We start from the raw sequence: 19,587 nt of genomic DNA, 5'->3' as shown, positions 1-19,587 counted from the left end.
AGCCGTCCTGCCAGTCACTTTTCGAGGCCATGTTGTCTTTGCAACGACCCCACCATCAGTTTTTACCCAGAAAGTTATGGCGAAACATTAGACCAAATCAGTGATTGCGAATTCGCCTGTTGCGGTTAATCTTTCGGTAGATCAGTTTCTCTATCTCCACCAGAATCAGAACACTTGAAGCAACCATTACAATCACCAACCACATGCCTGGTGATATTGGGGCCGTACCGAATAGAAACTGCAGCTGTGGAAGGTAGGTAAATCCCATTTGAAAAATCAGCAATAATCCGATTGCATAGAGCACATAGCGATTACCTAAAAACCCTCCCCAGTTCACGATGGATGCTGTGATATAGCGAGAATTGAACAGGTAGAATATCTCATACATTACAAGGGTATTGACTGCGATGGTTCTTGCTTCCTCAATACTCAAACCCTGTTCACGTGCCATGATAAACAGACCAAAAGTTCCACCTGTGAGAATGATCGAGACAAACAGAATGCGCCAAAGTAGAAATGGGGTTAACAGTGGCTCGCCAGCCTCTCTTGGTTTACGTCGCATGACATCCGGCTCTGAAGGCTCCATAGCCAGTGCCAAGGCCAGAGTCACCGCTGTGATCATATTGACCCATAAAATCTGTACCGGTGTCAGTGGGAGTTGATTGAAACCGAGTACAATTGCCGCAAGAATGATTAAAGCCTCGCCACCGTTTGTCGGCAGTATGAAGAGTATGGCTTTCTGTAAGTTGTCATAAACCGTCCTTCCCTCCTCAACAGCGGAGATGATCGAGGCAAAATTGTCATCGGCAAGAACCATCTCGGAGGCCTCCTTTGCCGCTTCTGTACCATTCTGACCCATTGCTGTTCCCACATCCGCACGCTTCAATGCCGGGGAGTCATTGATACCGTCTCCTGTCATGGCAACAACCTGCTGCTGATCCTGCAGCAGAGAGACAAGCCTTAACTTATGATCAGGACTCACCCGGGCAAAAACATCGACATCCATGACCCGTTCACTTAGTTGTTGATCATCCATCCGTTGCAGTTCCTGACCGGTCAATACATCGTCACTATTCACCAGATGCAATTGCCGGGCGATTGCCAGTGCAGTTGCACCATGATCCCCGGTAATCATTTTGACCCTGATACCAGCCTGTTGACACTGGTTTATCGCTTCGATGGACTCACTCCTGGGAGGATCGATCAAACCAAACATACCCAGCAGGATCATTCCTTGCTCTACATCCTGAAAATCCAGTTCAATCTTATCGATCGGTGTAGGCTTGATTGCAATGGCCAATACACGCTGTCCCTGTTTTGCCATCTCATCGATCTGATTCAGCCAACGTTGTCGGTCCAGAGATTCGTCACCGCTCAAGGTTCTCTGCAATCGACAGATGTCGAGTAATTTTTCCGGAGCACCTTTGATAATGATGAAAGCACCGCCACTGTGACTGTGGTGGAGGGTTGCCATGAAGCGATGTTCAGATTCAAAGGGAATCAGATCGGAACGTGGATGCTCCTGAATGGCTGCATTTGTATCGAGACCAGCTTTGACACCGGCCACCAGCAGTGCTCCCTCCATGGGATCACCGTGAACTCGCCATTCATTATTCTCAAGCTGCTGCAGGGAAGCATCGTTACACAACACCCCAGCCCTCACCACTTCACCCAGTTGCGGGTGATCTTCGACCTGAATCGCTTGACCGCCCAGGTTTATGGAACCATGAGGATCGTAGCCATCACCAGTCAAGCTAAAACGGTTCTGGCAGGTAACAATGGTTCGCACGGCCATTTCGTTGCGTGTCAGGGTACCGGTTTTGTCCGAACAGATCACCATAACCGATCCGAGAGTCTCTACAGCAGGCAGCTTTCTGATGATCGCATTCCGTTGCGCCATGCGTTGTACACCGATGGCCAGGGTTATGGTCATGATTGCCGGCAACCCTTCCGGTATCGCGGCAACCGCAAGGCTGACTGAGGCTAGAAACATATCTGCAGCCTGGTAACCCTGCAGTAATATACCGAATAGAAAAGTGATCACTGCAACGGCCAGAATGCCAAAGGTCAGCCAGCGGCCAAATTGATCCATTTGTCGCAACAGTGGCGTTGTTGTGGATTTGACCTCAGCAACCAATGAACCGATACGGCCGATTTCTGTATTCACTCCAGTCGCAACCACCACACCTCTAGCCTGTCCATGAGTTACCAGGGTTCCCGAGTAGGCCATGTTTGTCCGATCTCCGAGAGGAGCATCCTTTTCAAGTACCTGGACGCCCTTCTCGACAGCCATCGATTCGCCTGTCAATGCTGACTCCTGTAGCTGAAGCCCCTTGACCCGAAACAGCCTCAGGTCAGCCGGCACCCGATCACCTGATTGCAACAGCACCACATCACCTACAACCAGCTGTTCAGCATCAACGGTCAGTTGCACTTCATCCCGTAGCACCATGGCCTGTGGAGATAACATCTGGCGAATGGCATTCAGAGCATTTTCCGCTTTGCCTTCCTGGAGATAGCCGATCAAGGCATTGATGACCACCACCCCGAAGATAACACTGGCATCAAGCCAATGTTGCAGCAGTGCAGTGACTACCCCTGCAACAATCAGTACATAGATCAGTAAATTATGGAATTGATGGAGAAAACGCTTCCAGGCAGGTACCGGCTCTGGCTCTGGAAGTCGATTGGCACCATAGAGTTCATAATGCTTTTTTGCCTGATCGCTCGACAACCCGGCTTGATTCGAATCATATCGTTCAAACACCGCCCTGTAATCAGAAGCATGCCAGTAATCATTGATTTGTTGGGAATCATCCTGCTCGGCTGAGTCACTACTCCTGGCTGGTTTGAAGACTCTGTAAAGACTGAAGATGACAACGAATACACATAACAGCGCCAGGCCGCTCCACCATATGTCACTAAACATGAACAGACTCTCTTATAACTTCTGATCGGCGAACCTACTGAAAAGTAAGGTGCAAACAGTGGCTGGTAATTCAAGACCATGATTATCAGTATATAAGCAGCATATTGCCTGCTGTGAATCTGTTGATCGCAAGCAACAGCAGTATTTACTCACAATTAAGGGCCTTAACTATCAATTATAATAAAGATCCGCAATTCCACTGGAAAATCATGGGAATTTTCCTGGCCAATTGGAACAGACGAAAGGCTTTGACAAGCGGAATCACTTCGACAACAGTGCTTTATCAACCGGCCAGCAAGAGGCCCTATGCGCTGCTCTGCCTCCACAACTGGACCTCCCCATGAAGAATGCGGCACTCTTAAAAGTATATTCAATTATTCTAATTAATAATCAATACCTTAATTAATTCTCGACAAATTAACTTAGTTATTGCGTTTTAGTTGGTTTTTGACTTATTCTTCAGACCTAGGGCCTATTAAATAAGTTCTAGACCAATAAAACGACGCCTAGCAGAATCCGGCCGTCACTGATGTGCGGAATAGCAGATGATCCTAAGGGATAGTCAAAACAGTGATTCTGATGAAGCAGTTCTCATCATAAATCCAAACAGAAACCTTACATGGCAGCAGTCCAAGTGGTTATTCCTCTTGTTTGCCTTTTGCTGTTCGGCAGTTGCCGCTTATTTCTACTCGCTCGGCGCCTGGCTGGTGCTCCCGTTTGCCGGTATGGAGATTCTGCTGATCGGTATCGCCATCTATTGCCAAAGCTGCTGTGCCCATAGTCAACAGATCATCCGCATAGACAGCAAACATGTCAGAGTCATCGATAGCGGTCGAGTCGAAACGGAAAAGTGTTTTCACAAATCCTGGCTGAAGATCATCAGAAACCGTGATCCGAAAGGCTGGTACCCAAGCCGGCTGTTGATCGGTTCCCATGGACAATTCGTAGAGGTAGGAAAGTATTTGATTGAAGAGGAGCGGGAAACACTCGCCCACAACCTGAAAAGTGCAATCGAGGGCATCTGAGCCGTATGAAGTTCAATAACAATTTTAAACGACAGGATAATCATCCCATGTCGGTAACTCAGCAGCTGATCAATAACCAATCTTACAAGCTTAAAGCGACATCATTAACCGGTATAGCAGTTGCCGGAATGTTTTTTGCCGATAAATGTAGAGCGGAATATGGTATCAATTTCCCTCCTCCGGCTGCTGATGTTGCCCAGGAGATCTATGACATCCATATGTTGACGATGCAGATCACAACTGTGTTGTTGCTGATTGTTTTCGGATTCGTCTTCTACTCCCTCTACTATCATCGAAAAAGCCGGGGATTTGAGGCCGATCAGGATTTCCATAACTCCTGGTTTGGCAACTGGTCCTGGGTTGTTGTACCAGTAATGGTGCTGGGTGTGGATCTCACCATTGCCGGTAAAGCGGATGCGGTACTTAAAAAAGTCTGGGATGTACCGAAAGCGGAGAATATTCTGGATGTCAAAGTCACCGGCCATCAATGGTGGTGGGAGTTCGACTATCTGGATCATGACATCAAGGTGGAAAGCCGCTATGTGCCGGAAAAGGAATCGGGGGATCTCTATCTGAGAGAGGTCGACAATCGCCTGGTATTACCGACTGGTCAGAAAATACGCTTTCTACATACCTCAGCTGACGTTTTGCACGCCTTCTGGGTACCGGAACTGGCAGTAAAAAAAGATGCCATTCCCGGTTATGTCACCGAAACCTGGGCTGAGCTCAACCGTGAAGGTGTATTCCGTGGTCAATGTGCTGAACTTTGCGGCACCTGGCACTCCCGCATGCCCATTGTGGTTGAGTCGGTTTCGCCACAACAGTTTGCCGCCTGGGTCGATGACCAAAAAGCCATCAAGGTCGCTGCGGCGGCAGAGGCCAGTGCTGACAAAACATGGAGCCTGGACGAGTTGATGGCCAAAGGAAAAACCCTGTACGACACGAAATGTGCCGCCTGCCATCAGGTCACCGGCATGGGCCTGCCTCCCGCCTTTCCTGGCTTGAAAGGCTCGGCAATGGTAACCGGCCCAATCGAAGCCCACCTTGAGATCGTGATCAAAGGTAAAGAGGGGACTGCCATGCAGCCTTGGGGTTCACTGAACGATCTTGAAATTGCAGCCATCGTGACCTACGAACGAAACGCCTGGGACAACAATACAGGCGATGTGGTGCAACCTTCAGATGTGAAGCAGGCGAGATAGAGGAGAGTTTGAACATGACCACAACCACCTTAAACCACGATGAAGCGCATCATCATGATATGCCCACAGGTTGGCGTCGCTGGCTGTTCAGCACCAACCATAAAGATATCGGGACTCTTTATCTTCTGTTTGCCCTGACAATGCTGTTTCTCGGTGGTGCCAGCGCCATGCTGATCCGTGTGGAACTGTTCCAGCCGGGCATTCAGTTGCTTGATCCGGATCTCTACAACAATCTGGTAACCAACCATGCCCTGATCATGATATTCGGCGCGGTTATGCCGGCTGCGGCAGGATTGGCAAACTGGATGATCCCGATGATGATCGGTGCACCGGATATGGCCCTGCCAAGGATGAACAATCTCAGCTTCTGGATCCTTCCTGCAGCTGCAACCATGTTGATTCTCTCCTTTGTAGTGCCCTTCTTTCCAGGTGGCGGTACCCAGATCAATACCGGCTGGACGCTCTATCCTCCGCTTTCAGTTCAAGTTGGCATGTCGATGGATTTCCTCATCTTCGCCATCCATCTGTTGGGTATATCCTCAGTGCTGGCCTCGATCAATATCATTGTCACGCTGTTGAATATGCGCGCACCAGGGATGACCCTGATGACCATGCCGATGTTCTGCTGGACTTGGCTGGTAACCGCTTTCCTGCTGATTCTGGTAGTACCTGTTCTTGCCGGCGGTGTCACAATGCTGCTGTTTGACCGACATTTCGGCACCAGCTTTTTTGATGCAGCCGGTGGTGGAGACCCGGTGTTGTTTCAACATCTGTTCTGGTTCTTTGGTCATCCGGAAGTCTACATCCTGCTGTTACCGTCAATCGGCGTACTTTCCCATGTAATTCCTGCATTCTCCCGCAAGCCCCTATTCGGCTATAAGTCGATGGTTGGTGCGATGTTGACGGTAGCCACAATCGGTATGGTGGTGTGGGCCCATCATCAATACACCATCGGTATGTCATTGGGTGCTGTTACCTATTTCATGATCGGCACCATTCTGATCTCCATCCCGGTGGGTCTGATGATCTTTAACTTCATCGCCACCATGTGGCGCGGCGCCATGACCTTCGAAACACCCATGCTGTTTGCCGTAGCAATCGTTCTGATGTTCACTTTCGGAGGATTGAGTGGCGTCATGCTGGCTGTTGTTCCTGCCGACATGCAGTATCACGACAGTATGTTCGTTGTGGCTCATTTCCACTATGTATTGATGCCAGGCGCTGTGTTCGGACTGTTTGCAGGTGTATTCTACTGGCTACCCAAGTGGACAGGTCATATGTATGACGAGACCCTGGCCAAGATCTTTTTCTGGACCAATGTGATCGGTTTCAACATCACCTTCTTCCCGCAGCACTTTCTTGGCCTGGCTGGCATGCCGCGAAGAATCGTCGACTACAACATGATGTTTACCGAGTTCAATGTCATCTCCAGTATCGGTGCGATCATTTTCGGTCTTAGCCACCTGTTGTTGCTCTATATCGTCATTAAAACCATTCGTGGTGGAAAGAAAGCAGAGAGCCGGGCCTGGGAAGGCGCCAAAGGCCTGGAATGGGAGTTGGATTCACCACCGGCATTTCATACCTGGACCGTAGCTCCACAAATTAAATAGAAACACTGGGAGTGGTAATGAGAATACCGAGATATCAAACACCGGAGTTGAGAAATAAAAATGTCCGCCTGGCCTGGGTGCTGGGTGGCATGGCGATTTTTTTCCTGGTTACCTCCTTTCCATTTTGGACTGGCCTGTTCCGCATCGTAGGCACCCAGGCAATGCCATGAACAAAGCGCGTTCCGGAGAAAACAAGAACCGTCGTACCACCCTGCTGCTGAGTGGACTGGTGGTGGGTATGTTCGGTTTTGGTTTCGCTCTGGTACCGCTGTATGACCTATTTTGTGAAGTCACAGGCACACAATCCCTGTCTCAGCGAAAAATCAATCCTGCAGATCTTACGGTGGTCAAACAGGTTGAAAGCGACAGGTGGGTAACCGTGAAATTCGACGCCACGGTGAACCCGAATCTGCCCTGGGATTTCCAGGCGGCAACCCGCACTATGCGGGTACATCCGGGTAAAACCTATGAAGTCAATTTTGTCGCCCGCAACCGCAGTGGCGATGCTGCGACCGGACAGGCAATTCCCAGTGTTGCTCCCTGGCAGGCCACCCCCTATTTCAGCAAACTGGAGTGCTTCTGTTTCAACAAGCAGACTCTGGCCGGCAATCAGCAGACCGACATGCCACTAAGATTTATGGTATCCCCTGACCTGCCGGCGGACATCCAATCGCTTACCCTGTCCTACAGCTTTATGCGCTTGAAGGCCTCCAAAAGCAAAACTGATCTGTCGAAACTGCTACCGCAAATCGCCAAGCAGTCTACAACTGGAAGCACTTTACCCAACAGATAACCGATGACAATCAACCAAACAAAACTCATATCGGGGAGAGAATTATAATGTCAGCAAAGGAGCATAGTGGGGACTACTTCATACCCGATCCAAGTCCCTGGCCAATCATCGGCATGTTTTCACTGTTAATCACCCTGTTTGGCGGCGCTCTGGCAATGAACGGGGTCTCGATAGGCAATTTTCTGGTGGTAGCCGGCCTGTTGATGTTCTTCTACCTGCTGTATGGCTGGTTCCGGGATGTGATCAAGGAGAATTTAAGCGATTGTTACAATCGTCAGGTCGATACCTCTTTCCGCATGGGCATGTTTTGGTTTATTGCCTCGGAAGTATTCTTCTTTCTAAGCTTTTTTGGCGCCCTATACTACATTCGGAATATCGCTTTACCCTGGCTGGGTGGCGATGGCTATCTTGGTGTAACCAACGAAATTCTCTATCACGGTTTTGAGAATGCCTGGCCATCCCATGGGCCGGGAGAACTGGGTGGTGATTTCAAACCGATGGGTGCCTGGGGTATTCCTGCAATCAATACACTGATACTGCTGACCAGTGGTGCGACCATCACCTGGGCCCACTGGGGTTTAAAGCTGGACAACCAAAAGCAGCTGGTTAACGGACTGATCGCAACCATCGCCCTGGGGGTCTTTTTCGTGATCCTTCAGGCCTATGAATATGGCCACGCCTATCAGGAGCTCAACCTGACACTGGAAACCGGAGCCTACGGCTCAACCTTTTATATGCTAACCGGATTCCATGGATTCCATGTGACCATGGGGGCGGTGATGCTGATGGCCATCCTGGGCCGAAGTATGAAAAGCCATTTCAGCGCGCATAACCACTTCGCCTTCGAGGCCGTTGCCTGGTACTGGCACTTTGTGGATGTGGTATGGCTTGGCCTGTTTGTATTTGTCTATTGGCTGTAAGCCTCTTCACCACCCATATCAAATAGAATCAAGGTGTTAGACCATGCGGTGTGAGCAGCCCGAAAAAGTAACCGGCCATGAGAATGGCGAACAACAGTAGTGAGAGTGTCACCCGGATGGTCAAGGCGCGTACCACACGGGTGCTACTGTTCTTACCGTCATCCTTCGCCATGTAGTACATTCCCTGAAAAAGGGAGATGAGAATGAACAACAGAACCAGAAGTACAGGTAATTTAAAGATAATGTCCACGTTTATGCCCTCTTCTGAGGTACCGATGAAATACCGATCTTCAGTACTGTTTTGATTAAGGATGATTTTAATATAGTTGTTATGACACGTAGTACCCGGCAATTTCGCGCTCAAACAATCCCTACAGTTGTTATGGTAATTGTAACCCCCCTGTTATGCAGTCTTGGATTCTGGCAACTCGATCGTGCCGAGCAGAAACGCACCCAGGCCACTGCCTTGGAGATGCGCCGTAAGATGCCCCCGATTTCGCTGACCGATTCTTCACGACCTGAAACAGATCAACTTCTATACAGACAGGTAAATCTGCAAGGTGAATTCCTGACCGAGAGAACCATCTTAATTGCCAATCGCAAACACTTGGGTAAAACCGGATTTCATGTGGTGACACCACTGCAACTCTCAGCCAGCGGCGAACTGGTCCTGGTAAATCGTGGTTGGACTGCAGTGACACCTTCCACAGACAACGAATCACTGTCCAACCACAGTGGCCAGCTGACCATAGCTGGAGAGATCACCATTCCCCAAGCTCCTGCGATAGAGCTTACGCCAACCGACGACGCTGCTCAGTTACAGCCACACTGGCCCTATCTGACTCTGGAGCGTTATCACCAATGGTCAGGTTTGGAGGTATTACCCATTCTGGTACTGCAGACATCTGAAGATGATCAGGATTTCATCCGCCAATGGCCAACACCGAAAGTCAGTGATCTGATGCATATCGGCTATGCCATCCAGTGGTTTGCTTTCGCTATCATCGCTCTACTTGTCTGGCTGCGTCTCTCCTATCAAAAGGTGGCAAACGAAATCCCATGAACAGTCTGGCCCAACAACCTCCTGCTTCTCGCAATTTGACCTCGTTATGGATCCTGGTTGCGATTACTGCGCTACCACTGATAGCCGCCTGGCTGTTTTTTCTGAATCCACAATGGCTTCCCTCAGGCAGGACACATCATGGGGTGTTGATCGATCCGCCCAGAGCGGTGGCATCAATCGATCTCAAGACAATCGATCAATCGAGTTTTGACTGGCTGACCCTTGAAGGCATGTGGACACTGCTGGTAATCAGCGAACGGAGTTGTGATGCAGCCTGCCTGGAAACCCTGATCAAAGTTCGCCAGATACGAAAAGCCACAGCGGCCAACAGACAGCGCATTGCCCGTGGGCTGATCATTCTGCCGGGGAGCGATGGAACTCTGCAGACCCCCTCCCTCGACGGTCTTGATGGCACCCATCTGCTGATCCCAGAAGATGGCCAGCAGAGCGCCGTCAGAACACTCTTTCCACTCGCCGAATTTGAAGATAGCGTACCGATCTTTGTAATCGATCCCAGAGGTGATTTGATGATGCGTTATGACACCCCACAGGTCACTTCCAAACAGATTCTCAAAGATCTGGAACGCCTACTCAAGGCCTCACAAACCTGGTCCCAAGGAGGTCAATATGGCCACCAGTGATCTTACCGCCCGCCAATCCGTTGGTTTTGCCTGGCAGCACTACTATGAACTGACCAAACCCAAGGTGGTGTTGTTGATCGCCTTTACTGCACTGGTCGGCATGCTGCTGTCAAAACAGGGCATAGTCCCCTGGCAACCGATGTTGTTCGGGCTGCTCGGCATCTCTTTGGCAGCGGCCTGTGGGGCGGTGGTCAACCATATTGTCGATCAGCGAATTGATAAAATGATGGACCGCACCCAGCGTCGACCAATCCCCAGCGGCCACATGGACAGTCAGCATGCGGGCAGTTTTGCCCTGTTACTGGGTATGGTTTCGATCTCCATGCTCTATTTCCTGGTAAATCCGCTGACTGCACTGCTGACATTCCTGGCGCTGATCGGTTATGCACTGATCTATACCCGTTTTCTGAAACGCACCACTCCGCAAAATATCGTCTGGGGGGGCTTGGCCGGTGCTGCGCCTCCACTGCTCGGTTGGGCTGCGATTACCGGCGAGGTGACCATCGAGGCCTTTCTGCTGATGTTGATCATCTTTGTATGGACCCCACCCCACTTCTGGCCGCTGGCGATCCACCGGCGCGATGACTATGCCAAGGCGGACATTCCGATGTTGCCGGTAACCCATGGTGTCGACTTTACCAAGCAGCAGATTCTGATCTACAGCATCATGTTGCTGGCCGTTACGCTGCTGCCCTTCGTGGTGCATATGAGTGGCTATCTCTATTTGAGCGGTGCCATCGCACTTGGTATCGGTTTTGTCTATCACGCAGTCAAACTGCTGCATAGCCCGGGTCGTACCCATGCGATGAAAACCTTTGGCTACTCAATCCTCTATTTGAGCCTGCTCTTCACACTGTTACTGGCAGATCACTACATCATGCTGATCTGAACAATTGTAAAATGAGCTTGAATTCTCAAGCTCTCGACACCATATAGGGTATGTCTCCAAGAGAATCGTGAGATAATTCTTTGCGGGTTGTGAAATTCGCGGCTGGCAATCTGAGCCAGGGAATATTTCAATCTCAATGAAAGGAAGGTCATCCGTGAAGGACATATTCGCCAGGATTGCCCGCCAAACAGCGGCAATGTTCAATCGCATCCTATCCCTCTACCATCCCCGTACTCTGCGGGAGAAAGGTAAGCTCTGGGCGAGTGGCCTGGCCACCATCACACTGATCGTCATCCTGTTTCTGCTCGGAGTCTACTGGAGCATCATGCCGCCACCGTTCGATGTGCGCAGCCACAGTAACGATCGACTGGCGGAACTGGAGCTGAAACCGGTAACAGGCTCCTACACCACCATGACCCTGCTGACGGCAATCAAAACCCTGTTAGAAAAACCGGGTGGCTATCTGAGTAACGACATCACGCCTCCCAGTGTGTTTCTCGACAACATGCCGAATTGGGAGTTCGGCGTGCTCACCCAGGTCAGGGATCTGGCTCGTTCGCTGAGAAACGATATGAGCCGCTCCCAATCCCAATCCCTGGAAAACAAGGATCTCGCCATCACTGAGCCCCAGTTCAACTACAGCAATGACTCCTGGATTTTCCCATCCACCGAGGGTGAATACAGACAGGGTATTGTAGCACTGGAGCGTTATCTGAAAGGGCTCTCTGCGGATGGCAATCAAAACACCCAATTTTATGCCAGGGCCGATAATCTGCGGGATTGGCTGGCGGTGGTGGAAAAGAGGCTGGGCAGTCTTTCTCAGCGTTTGAGCGCCAGTGTCGGGCAACAGCGGATCAATACCGATCTGGCAGGTGACCCTTCGGCCTCCCAGTCCACAGCCACTAATCAGCAGATGAGGGTACAGACTCCCTGGCTGGAGATCGATGACGTTTTCTATGAAGCCAGAGGCTCGACCTGGGCACTGATTCACTTCCTGCAGGCAGTGGAGATCGATTTCTATGAAATCCTGCGCAAAAAGAATGCTCTGGTCAGTCTGCGACAGATCATCCGTGAACTGGAAGCCACCCAGGCACCGATCAGCAGTCCTGTGGTATTGAATGGTAAGGGATTTGGCATCTTCGCCAACTACTCGCTGGTGATGGCTTCCTACATTTCCAGAGCTAACGCGGCGGTAATCGATTTGCGAAACCTCCTCAGCCAGGGATGACATGTTTTTATAACATTTGTAAAAATTCGAAACCTGAAGTCGATAAACCTATCAAATGAGTAACCAGACGCTGCTCACCGCTCAATACAGATAGATCCCCTAAGTGGATTCTATAGAGTAATATCAGAAAGTTATGTAGAAAAAGCCGGTATTGGCGCAACAGTGTCAAGCCGCATCAAATGCCACAAGTAAGCTGTTCAGCTCTGGGAAAAGCCATAAAAACAGCATCATGCTGAAACATCACCGGGGAATTTACACCCCCGCAAGCTGCGGAATGATGCAGAATCACTTGCCATACGCGTAAATATACTGATAATGGCGCACTTCAGTTGCGGGCCCTGTGCTATAATCCGCCCGTTTTTGAGAGCCCTCAGTTGGGGCCCACACAATATTGAGTATAGAGATAGTATGGCGAAAGAAGATTTTATCGAGATGGAAGGCACGGTTGTCGAGACTCTGCCCAACACCATGTTCCGAGTGGAATTGGAAAACGGTCATGTGGTGACTGCCCATATTTCCGGCAAAATGCGCAAACACTACATTCGTATCCTTACCGGCGATAAGGTAACCGTGCAGCTGACCCCCTACGACCTGACCAAGGGCCGCATCACCTATCGTGCTCGCTGAGGCCGATCAGCCTTCGTCGATCGAGGTATCGGCAACCTGTTCGCCCTCGATATCGAAAACCAGCTTGTCTTCCACGACATCCACTCTGACGGCTCCACCCGCTGACAGCTTTCCGAACAGCAACTCTTCAGCGAGGGGCTTTTTAATTTCGTCCTGAATCAAACGGGCCATGGGACGCGCACCCATCTGTGGATCATATCCATGCTCCGCAAGCCAGACTCTCGCTTCAGCTTCGACGATCAGATTGACATGCTTCTCCTGTAGCTGACCTTCCAGCTCAAAGACAAACTTGTCCACAACCTTGGCGATATGCTCCGGTGTCAATCCGGAGAACTGAATGATCGCGTCGAGTCGGTTTCTGAATTCAGGTGTGAACATCTTTTTGATCACTTCCATGCCGTCAGTGGTATGGTCCTGCTTACTGAAACCGATGGATGAGCGACTCATCTCCTGAGCACCGGCATTGGTGGTCATTACGATCACCACATTTCTGAAATCGGCCTTCCGCCCATTGTTATCGGTCAGGGTGCCGTGATCCATCACCTGAAGCAGCAGATTGAATACATCCGGATGGGCCTTTTCGATCTCATCGAGCAGCAGGACACAGTGTGGGTGTTTGGCGATCTCTTCGGTCAACAGACCACCTTGATCAAATCCCACATAGCCAGGAGGCGCACCGATCAGTCTTGATACGGTATGCCGCTCCATGTATTCAGACATGTCGAAGCGGATCAGCTCCATGCTTAAGATTCTGGCCAGCTGCCGGGTGATCTCGGTCTTACCAACACCGGTCGGCCCGGTAAACAGGAACGAACCAACCGGACGTCCTTCGTTGACCAGACCGGAGCGGTTCATACGAATCGCAGCGGTTAATGCCTCGATTGCCAGATCCTGACCAAACACCACCATCTTCAGGTCTCGGGTCAGATTACGCAGGGATTCTGTATCGGACATGGAGACCTTTTTCGGTGGAATTCGAGCGATTTTGGCAACAATTGCCTCAACTTCGTCCACATCGATAATCTTTCTGCGCTCATCCTCCGGCTGCAGTTGCACGTTCGCACCCGCCTCATCGATCACATCGATTGCCTTGTCGGGCAGATGTCGATCGTTAATGTATTTGTCAGACAATTCGGCAGCACTGTTCAGAGCATCCTGGGTGTACTCGATATTGTGGTGCTCCTCGAAGCGGGATTTGAGACCTTTCAGGATCTCAATCGTCTCTTCAACGGTAGGCTCTTCCACATCGATCTTCTGGAATCGGCGGGCCAGTGCCCGGTCCTTCTCAAAAATTCCACGGAATTCCTGATAGGTGGTTGAACCGATGCAGCGCAGTTCGCCGGAGGCCAGCACCGGTTTGATCAGATTCGAGGCATCCATAACCCCACCGGATGCAGCTCCGGCACCAATGATGGTGTGGATCTCATCGATGAACAGCACCACATCTTTTTTCTGCTTGAGTTCTGCCAGAACGGCTTTCAGGCGCTTTTCGAAATCGCCCCGATATTTTGTACCGGCGACCAGGGTTCCCAGATCCAACGCATAGATGGTGGCCGTTGCCAGGATATCGGGTACCTCGGAATCGACAATCTTTTTTGCCAATCCTTCTGCAATTGCGGTTTTACCGACACCCGCTTCTCCGACCAGCAGAGGGTTGTTCTTACGCCGTCTGCAAAGTATCTGGATGGTGCGTTCGATCTCATGGTGCCTGCCGATCAGTGGATCGATCTTGCCCTGTTCCGCCAGGTGATTGAGATTGGTCGCATAGTTGTCGAGCGCACTCGCCTGCTCCTCACCTTTGTTCTCGCTGGAGAGTTCCACCGGTGTCTCTTCTTGGCCCACATCATCCAGTTTCGAGATACCGTGAGAGATGTAGTTGACCACATCCAGTCGGCTTACCTTCTGTTCATTCAGGAAAAATACCGCCTGGGAATCCTGTTCATTGAAGATCGCCACCAGCACATTGGCACCGGTGACTTCATTTTTACCGGAGGACTGAACATGAAATACGGCACGCTGCAAAACCCGTTGAAAACCCAGGGTGGGTTGAATCTCCCGATCGTCCCCATCAGGGATCAACGGCGTTGTCTCATCGACGAAGCTGCGTATCTTCTGCCGCATCTTTTCGATATCGGCGCCACAGGCACGCAGCACGGTGACTGCTGAAGGGTTATCCAGCAACGCGAGCAGCAGATGATCCACAGTCATGAACTCATGCTGTCGCTCTTTAGCACTTTTAAAGGCCTGATTTAGCGTGAATTCCAGCTCTTTGTTCAACATCTTAAAACTCCGTCAGTACCGCTCAGGTCTCTTCCATGGTGCACATCAGCGGATGCTGGTTGCTACGTGAGTAGTCGTTAACCTGTGAGACCTTGGTCTCGGCAATGTCTTTGGTGAATACACCACAGACACCTACACCCCGGGTATGTACATGCAGCATTACCCGGGTTGCCTTCTCCCGGTCCATGTTAAAGAAGGTTTCCAAAACCTGAACCACGAACTCCATAGGGGTATAGTCGTCGTTGAGGATAATAACCTTATACAGTGGCGGTCTTTTTAGTTTGGGAGACGCCTCCTCTAATGCTAGACCATCGTCATGTGATATTTGTTCTCTATCGCTCATAAAGGGTGATTCTAGCAGGCTTGCAGAGCCTGAAAAGTGGAATTATTTTACGGATTACTTGTCCTGTCCTGGCCCGGCTATCCATTGTCATCAAACCAATCCCTGCAGTAAAAAAAGAGAGCACGCTTGCACATCATATCCAGTGCTAACGATCTCCAGCTGACCAGTAATTACCGCCTGCATGCTCCGTTTCAATAATTTGAAATATCAATAATTAATCTGATTATTCCTAACATTGACCATAGGAAGCTTAAAAAGCTCCTAATCCTCGATGCACAATCTTACTTGAGCGCTCTTTTGCTTCCATCTCCCTGGAAACCCACCAGAAACCACTGAGCGGTACTGTTCCAGTAATATTGTGGCCGCTTGTTCCTTATTCAAGAGGTGATAATAAAAAAATATCCCTTCCGGACTCACGTCTGTTCTGATGTTTTACTGAAACCAGATCGATCAGGCAGATCGTGAATTGATAACAGCTCCGGAAACTGACCGGCAGCAGTTAAGGGTAAGCCTGGATAACGAGGTTAAAAAGATTAGGGTAATTACCTATAAAAATTACAATTTACTGTTAAAAGTCAGATATTTGTTGACCCACACAATCTGCACACTATACTTCAATCTACAGTGTTGAGAATGGTTCCGAAAAGAGAACCAGAGCACTGGTTTTTTGGCCGTTGATTTGACGGTCTAAGCATTTTTTCCAAAGGTTGATGCTTAGGCTGGTGGACAGAGTAGTTTCATGCCTCTCTGCTAAATATAACAACCTTGTGAGTTGCAGTGAATGACTCGCTCAGATCAGTCTGATCATGCAACCCGCAATGAGCGATCCACCAATCCTGGGCTTTCGTATATAGTGAGGAGTAATAGCTATGGCGACTGGAGTCGTAAAGTGGTTTAACAACGCCAAGGGCTACGGTTTTGTAACCCCAGAAGATGGAGATCAAGATGTTTTTGTCCATTTCTCATCGATTGATATGGATGGATACAAAACACTGAAAGAGGGCCAGAAAGTCCAATTCGATATAAGCCAGGGTCCGAAAGGTCTACATGCAACCAATATCCAAAAAGTTGCTGCCAGTGGTGATCAATCCTAAGTATCGTCCACTGTTACAGTTTTCCTGTTCAAAAGCCGGTATAGCCTAGCTATCCCGGCTTTTTTACGTCTACCCTGCCCGTTTTCTCAATCCTGAAACGACACTGACGGTTTCCAGGCTCGGCTGCAACCGATACCATACAGTTTTTTGTATGGATATCGACCGCCCAGCTCCCCTCGAATGTTGATTCTGCTTAACAAACCTTTCGGTGTTCTGACCCAGTTTACCGACGCCCAGGGACGCCCTACACTGGCTGATTTCATCAAAACCAAAGGGGTCTATGCCGCCGGCCGATTGGATCGGGAGAGTGAAGGCCTGGTGATCCTCACCGATGATGGAAAGCTACAGCAGCAGATCACCCGTCCCGGTAAAAAGAGTTGGAAAACCTACTGGGTGCAGGTGGAAGGAATTCCCAGCGATCAGAGTATCGAGCAACTGAAGCAGGGAGTGGTGTTGAAAGATGGCCCCACCCTGCCGGCAAAGGTCAGAAAGATTGCCGAACCAACCCTATGGCCGAGGAATCCCCCGGTGCGGTTTCGCGCCAGGATACCAACCCAATGGCTTGAAATCGCACTGCAGGAGGGAAGAAACCGTCAGGTACGTCGTATGACGGCCAGTATCGGCCATCCTACGCTGAGGCTGGTTCGCACATCGATCGGTAAATGGCGGTTGAAACATCTACAACCTGGTGAATGGGTCATGCTGGATAACCAACCGGCAAAACTCCAGGTTCAGAGAAAAAAGCACAAGCATGTCAGAAAAAGCTAAGGTAATTGTCGGTCTTTCCGGTGGCGTCGACTCATCGGTCGCCGCCCTGTTGTTGCAACAGCAGGGTTATGATGTGGAAGGACTCTTCATGAAGAACTGGGAAGAGGATGACGATCAGGACTACTGCTCGGCAGCCGTGGATCTGGCGGATGCCCAGGCGGTTGCCGACCGATTAAGCATTCCACTGCACACCATCAACTTTTCAAGCGAGTATTGGGACCGGGTGTTTGCCTATTTTTTGCAGGAGTATGGGGCCGGCAGGACCCCCAACCCGGATGTTCTGTGTAACCGGGAGATAAAGTTCAAGGCATTTCTCGACTATGCAACGGAGCAGTTGCAAGCCCATGCGATCGCCACGGGCCACTACGCTTCAGTTGCTAAGGCTGGTGAGTATTTCCACCTGGCCCGTGCTTTGGATGAAGGCAAGGACCAGACCTATTTTCTCTATATGCTGGGTCAGCAGGCGCTTTCAAAAAGTCTCTTCCCGCTTGGCCGGTTAACCAAAACAGAGGTCAGAGGGATCGCCGAAGAGGCCGGCTTTCCCAATCATAAAAAGAAGGACAGCACCGGCATCTGTTTCATCGGTGAACGTAAATTCCGCGATTTTCTGCAGCGTTTTTTACCGGCTAAACCTGGCGTAATCGAAGATCCGGAAGGCCATACGATCGGCCAACACCAGGGCCTGATGTACTACACACTGGGCCAGCGTCAGGGACTGGGTATCGGTGGCCGCAAGGGTGCGGCGGAAGCCCCCTGGTTTGTTGCCGCTAAAGATCTTGATCGTAACGTGCTGATTGCTGTTCAGGGCCATCAACACCCACTGTTGATGTGTCAGAAACTGATCTGCGGACAGCTCCATTGGGTGGATGGCAGGGCCCCGGCTGGACCGATCCAATCGACGGCCAGGATCAGACATCGCCAGCCGTTGCAGTCATGCCGGGTGCATCCCATGGAGCGTGGGCAATGCGAAGTGGTCTTTGATTCACCACAACGTGCCGCAACACCTGGTCAATCCCTGGTTCTGTATGACGATCAAGTCTGCCTTGGAGGCGGTATTATCGAGTCGACAGATGCCCCCTCACCCTGAATTGCCTGGCTACACTTTGCGCCGGCGCCTCGATCCAATATGGTAGAATATCAACACCAGCCAACCTTCAGTCAGGAACAGCATGAAGTTTCAGGATAGTGATCGCGTCATCGCCTTATCGGGAGTTTTTCAAGCCGCTGGCCTGGTCCAGCAGGTTGCCCGTAAAGGCCTGATCAGTACTGAAAGAATCTCCACCAGCATCAACAGTCTTTTTCAACTCGATGCGAAAAGTGTGGTCGATGTCTACGGCAGCCTGGATGATATCGCACCGGGTGTAAAGCTGACCTACAAGCAACTCAGTGCAACCGATACCCGGGATGATGAGTTGACCCGTTATGTTCTGAGTCTGATCCAGTTGGAACGTAAGCTCAGTAAACACCGTCAAAGACTGGACAAGATCAGGGCCGGAATCACCGAAACCGCCGCCCGACTGATTCACTTTCCCGCCACGCACAGCAATATCCTGGGTGCGCTGGCCGATATCTATGCGGAGAATATCAGCACCCTCAAACCAAGAATCATGGTAAGTGGGGAGACTGTCTATCTGCAGAACAGCGACAACGTGAATCGTATTCGAGCCCTGCTGCTGTCCGGCATTCGATCTGCCATGTTGTGGCGCCAGACTGGAGGACGTCGCCGACAGCTGCTGTTCAGCCGAAGCAACTACATCGATAACTGCAAAAACCTCCTCGACAAACTCTGAATCCCAGTCCGATTGGCATCCCCAGTCGAGCACCTATGTGTCAGCCAAGCGGCTGCCGGGACTCTGCAATCCGGACGAAGCCGTTTAACACTTCTGATTTCCGCTAAATTCGGACTTATCCATAGTCAATGGCAGTAGAATCCTAAGCTCCATACTTGATCCTCCTATAGTAATCTGATGATTACCTTCTATAGTGCAAGAGATCACAGCCAGCAGAACATTATCACCATTGAATGGCTGTAATTCGGCTAACCAGGAATCTGGCAACTGGCCTGTGTCGCCCGCTGTATGACTTACTGGCCTGCTTGAAGAGAAGCAGCAAGAAATATAAATAACACGAATAATCAAACAGTAATATACTGTTTTTTAAAAGCTACAGGAGGAT

The 19,587-nt window shown here is 50.3% G+C and carries 19 protein-coding genes; 15 read left to right on the top strand and 4 right to left on the bottom strand.

Features of this window, described 5'->3' with window-relative positions; translation table 11 throughout:
- Positions 1-97: 97 nt before the first annotated feature.
- Complete coding sequence (locus tag A3193_RS06740) at positions 98-2,929, bottom strand: cation-transporting P-type ATPase (protein WP_083218599.1); 2,832 nt, start codon at positions 2,927-2,929, stop codon at positions 98-100.
- 545 nt (positions 2,930-3,474) lie between these two features.
- Between A3193_RS06740 and A3193_RS06735 the strand changes: the two genes are divergently transcribed.
- Genes A3193_RS06735 through A3193_RS06715 form a run of 6 tightly spaced genes read left to right on the top strand, consistent with a single transcriptional unit; the run spans position 3,475 to position 8,479 of the window.
- Complete coding sequence (locus A3193_RS06735) at positions 3,475-3,954, top strand: DUF2244 domain-containing protein (protein ID WP_071933784.1); 480 nt, start codon at positions 3,475-3,477, stop codon at positions 3,952-3,954.
- A gap of 47 nt (positions 3,955-4,001) precedes the next feature.
- Complete coding sequence (gene coxB, locus A3193_RS06730; protein WP_069005637.1) at positions 4,002-5,156, top strand: cytochrome c oxidase subunit II; 1,155 nt, start codon at positions 4,002-4,004, stop codon at positions 5,154-5,156.
- Between the two features lie 14 nt (positions 5,157-5,170).
- Positions 5,171-6,766, top strand: a complete 1,596-nt coding sequence (locus A3193_RS06725) for a cytochrome c oxidase subunit I (RefSeq protein WP_069014375.1) — start codon at positions 5,171-5,173, stop codon at positions 6,764-6,766.
- A gap of 17 nt (positions 6,767-6,783) precedes the next feature.
- Positions 6,784-6,936, top strand: a complete 153-nt coding sequence (locus A3193_RS20690) for a hypothetical protein (protein ID WP_201258737.1) — start codon at positions 6,784-6,786, stop codon at positions 6,934-6,936.
- On the top strand, positions 6,933-7,559 hold the full coding sequence (locus A3193_RS06720; protein ID WP_069005639.1) for a cytochrome c oxidase assembly protein: 627 nt from the start codon (positions 6,933-6,935) through the stop codon (positions 7,557-7,559). Before A3193_RS20690 ends, A3193_RS06720 begins: the two co-directional genes overlap by 4 nt.
- Positions 7,560-7,606: 47 nt before the next feature.
- The gene (locus tag A3193_RS06715; RefSeq protein WP_069005640.1) at positions 7,607-8,479 is read left to right on the top strand and encodes a cytochrome c oxidase subunit 3; all 873 of its coding nucleotides are present in this window, start codon (positions 7,607-7,609) and stop codon (positions 8,477-8,479) included.
- A gap of 28 nt (positions 8,480-8,507) precedes the next feature.
- Here A3193_RS06715 and A3193_RS06710 read toward each other — a convergent pair whose 3' ends face one another.
- Complete coding sequence (locus tag A3193_RS06710) at positions 8,508-8,729, bottom strand: twin transmembrane helix small protein (RefSeq protein ID WP_235614917.1); 222 nt, start codon at positions 8,727-8,729, stop codon at positions 8,508-8,510.
- 132 nt (positions 8,730-8,861) lie between these two features.
- On the opposite strand from A3193_RS06710, the gene A3193_RS06705 reads away from it, so the two are divergent.
- The 5 genes from A3193_RS06705 to infA all read left to right on the top strand — a co-directional run bounded on the left by A3193_RS06705 (position 8,862) and on the right by infA (position 12,927).
- Positions 8,862-9,542 carry an SURF1 family protein gene (locus A3193_RS06705; protein WP_162273733.1) on the top strand — a complete coding sequence of 227 codons (681 nt, stop codon included), beginning with the start codon at positions 8,862-8,864 and terminating at the stop codon, positions 9,540-9,542.
- Positions 9,539-10,183, top strand: a complete 645-nt coding sequence (locus tag A3193_RS06700; RefSeq protein WP_069005642.1) for a hypothetical protein — start codon at positions 9,539-9,541, stop codon at positions 10,181-10,183. Before A3193_RS06705 ends, A3193_RS06700 begins: the two co-directional genes overlap by 4 nt.
- On the top strand, positions 10,170-11,072 hold the full coding sequence (gene cyoE / locus A3193_RS06695) for a heme o synthase (protein WP_069005643.1): 903 nt from the start codon (positions 10,170-10,172) through the stop codon (positions 11,070-11,072). Before A3193_RS06700 ends, cyoE begins: the two co-directional genes overlap by 14 nt.
- A 154-nt stretch (positions 11,073-11,226) precedes the next feature.
- The gene (locus A3193_RS06690) at positions 11,227-12,300 is read left to right on the top strand and encodes a DUF2333 family protein (protein ID WP_235614916.1); all 1,074 of its coding nucleotides are present in this window, start codon (positions 11,227-11,229) and stop codon (positions 12,298-12,300) included.
- Positions 12,301-12,708: 408 nt separating this feature from the next.
- Positions 12,709-12,927, top strand: a complete 219-nt coding sequence (infA, locus tag A3193_RS06685) for a translation initiation factor IF-1 (protein ID WP_068995306.1) — start codon at positions 12,709-12,711, stop codon at positions 12,925-12,927.
- A 6-nt stretch (positions 12,928-12,933) separates the two neighbouring features.
- Here infA and clpA read toward each other — a convergent pair whose 3' ends face one another.
- Positions 12,934-15,207, bottom strand: coding sequence for an ATP-dependent Clp protease ATP-binding subunit ClpA (gene clpA, locus A3193_RS06680; RefSeq protein ID WP_069005645.1), 2,274 nt, complete (start codon positions 15,205-15,207; stop codon positions 12,934-12,936).
- Between the two features lie 22 nt (positions 15,208-15,229).
- Positions 15,230-15,550, bottom strand: coding sequence for an ATP-dependent Clp protease adapter ClpS (gene clpS, locus A3193_RS06675; RefSeq protein ID WP_069005646.1), 321 nt, complete (start codon positions 15,548-15,550; stop codon positions 15,230-15,232).
- Positions 15,551-16,419: 869 nt separating this feature from the next.
- Here clpS and cspD point away from each other — a divergent pair.
- The 4 genes from cspD to hflD all read left to right on the top strand — a co-directional run bounded on the left by cspD (position 16,420) and on the right by hflD (position 19,202).
- Positions 16,420-16,644, top strand: coding sequence for a cold shock domain-containing protein CspD (cspD, locus tag A3193_RS06670; RefSeq protein ID WP_068995302.1), 225 nt, complete (start codon positions 16,420-16,422; stop codon positions 16,642-16,644).
- 180 nt (positions 16,645-16,824) lie between these two features.
- Positions 16,825-17,412, top strand: coding sequence for a pseudouridine synthase (locus A3193_RS06665; RefSeq protein ID WP_083218598.1), 588 nt, complete (start codon positions 16,825-16,827; stop codon positions 17,410-17,412).
- Positions 17,396-18,499 carry a tRNA 2-thiouridine(34) synthase MnmA gene (gene mnmA, locus A3193_RS06660; protein ID WP_069014373.1) on the top strand — a complete coding sequence of 368 codons (1,104 nt, stop codon included), beginning with the start codon at positions 17,396-17,398 and terminating at the stop codon, positions 18,497-18,499. The genes A3193_RS06665 and mnmA overlap by 17 nt, the downstream gene beginning before the upstream one ends.
- A gap of 82 nt (positions 18,500-18,581) precedes the next feature.
- Positions 18,582-19,202 carry a high frequency lysogenization protein HflD gene (hflD, locus tag A3193_RS06655; protein ID WP_069005648.1) on the top strand — a complete coding sequence of 207 codons (621 nt, stop codon included), beginning with the start codon at positions 18,582-18,584 and terminating at the stop codon, positions 19,200-19,202.
- Positions 19,203-19,587: the final 385 nt, after the last annotated feature.

Origin of the sequence: Candidatus Thiodiazotropha endoloripes (genome assembly GCF_001708965.1) — a bacterium.
GTDB lineage: Bacteria > Pseudomonadota > Gammaproteobacteria > Chromatiales > Chromatiaceae > Thiodiazotropha > Thiodiazotropha endoloripes.
This window is presented reverse-complemented; position numbering and strand designations above follow the sequence as displayed.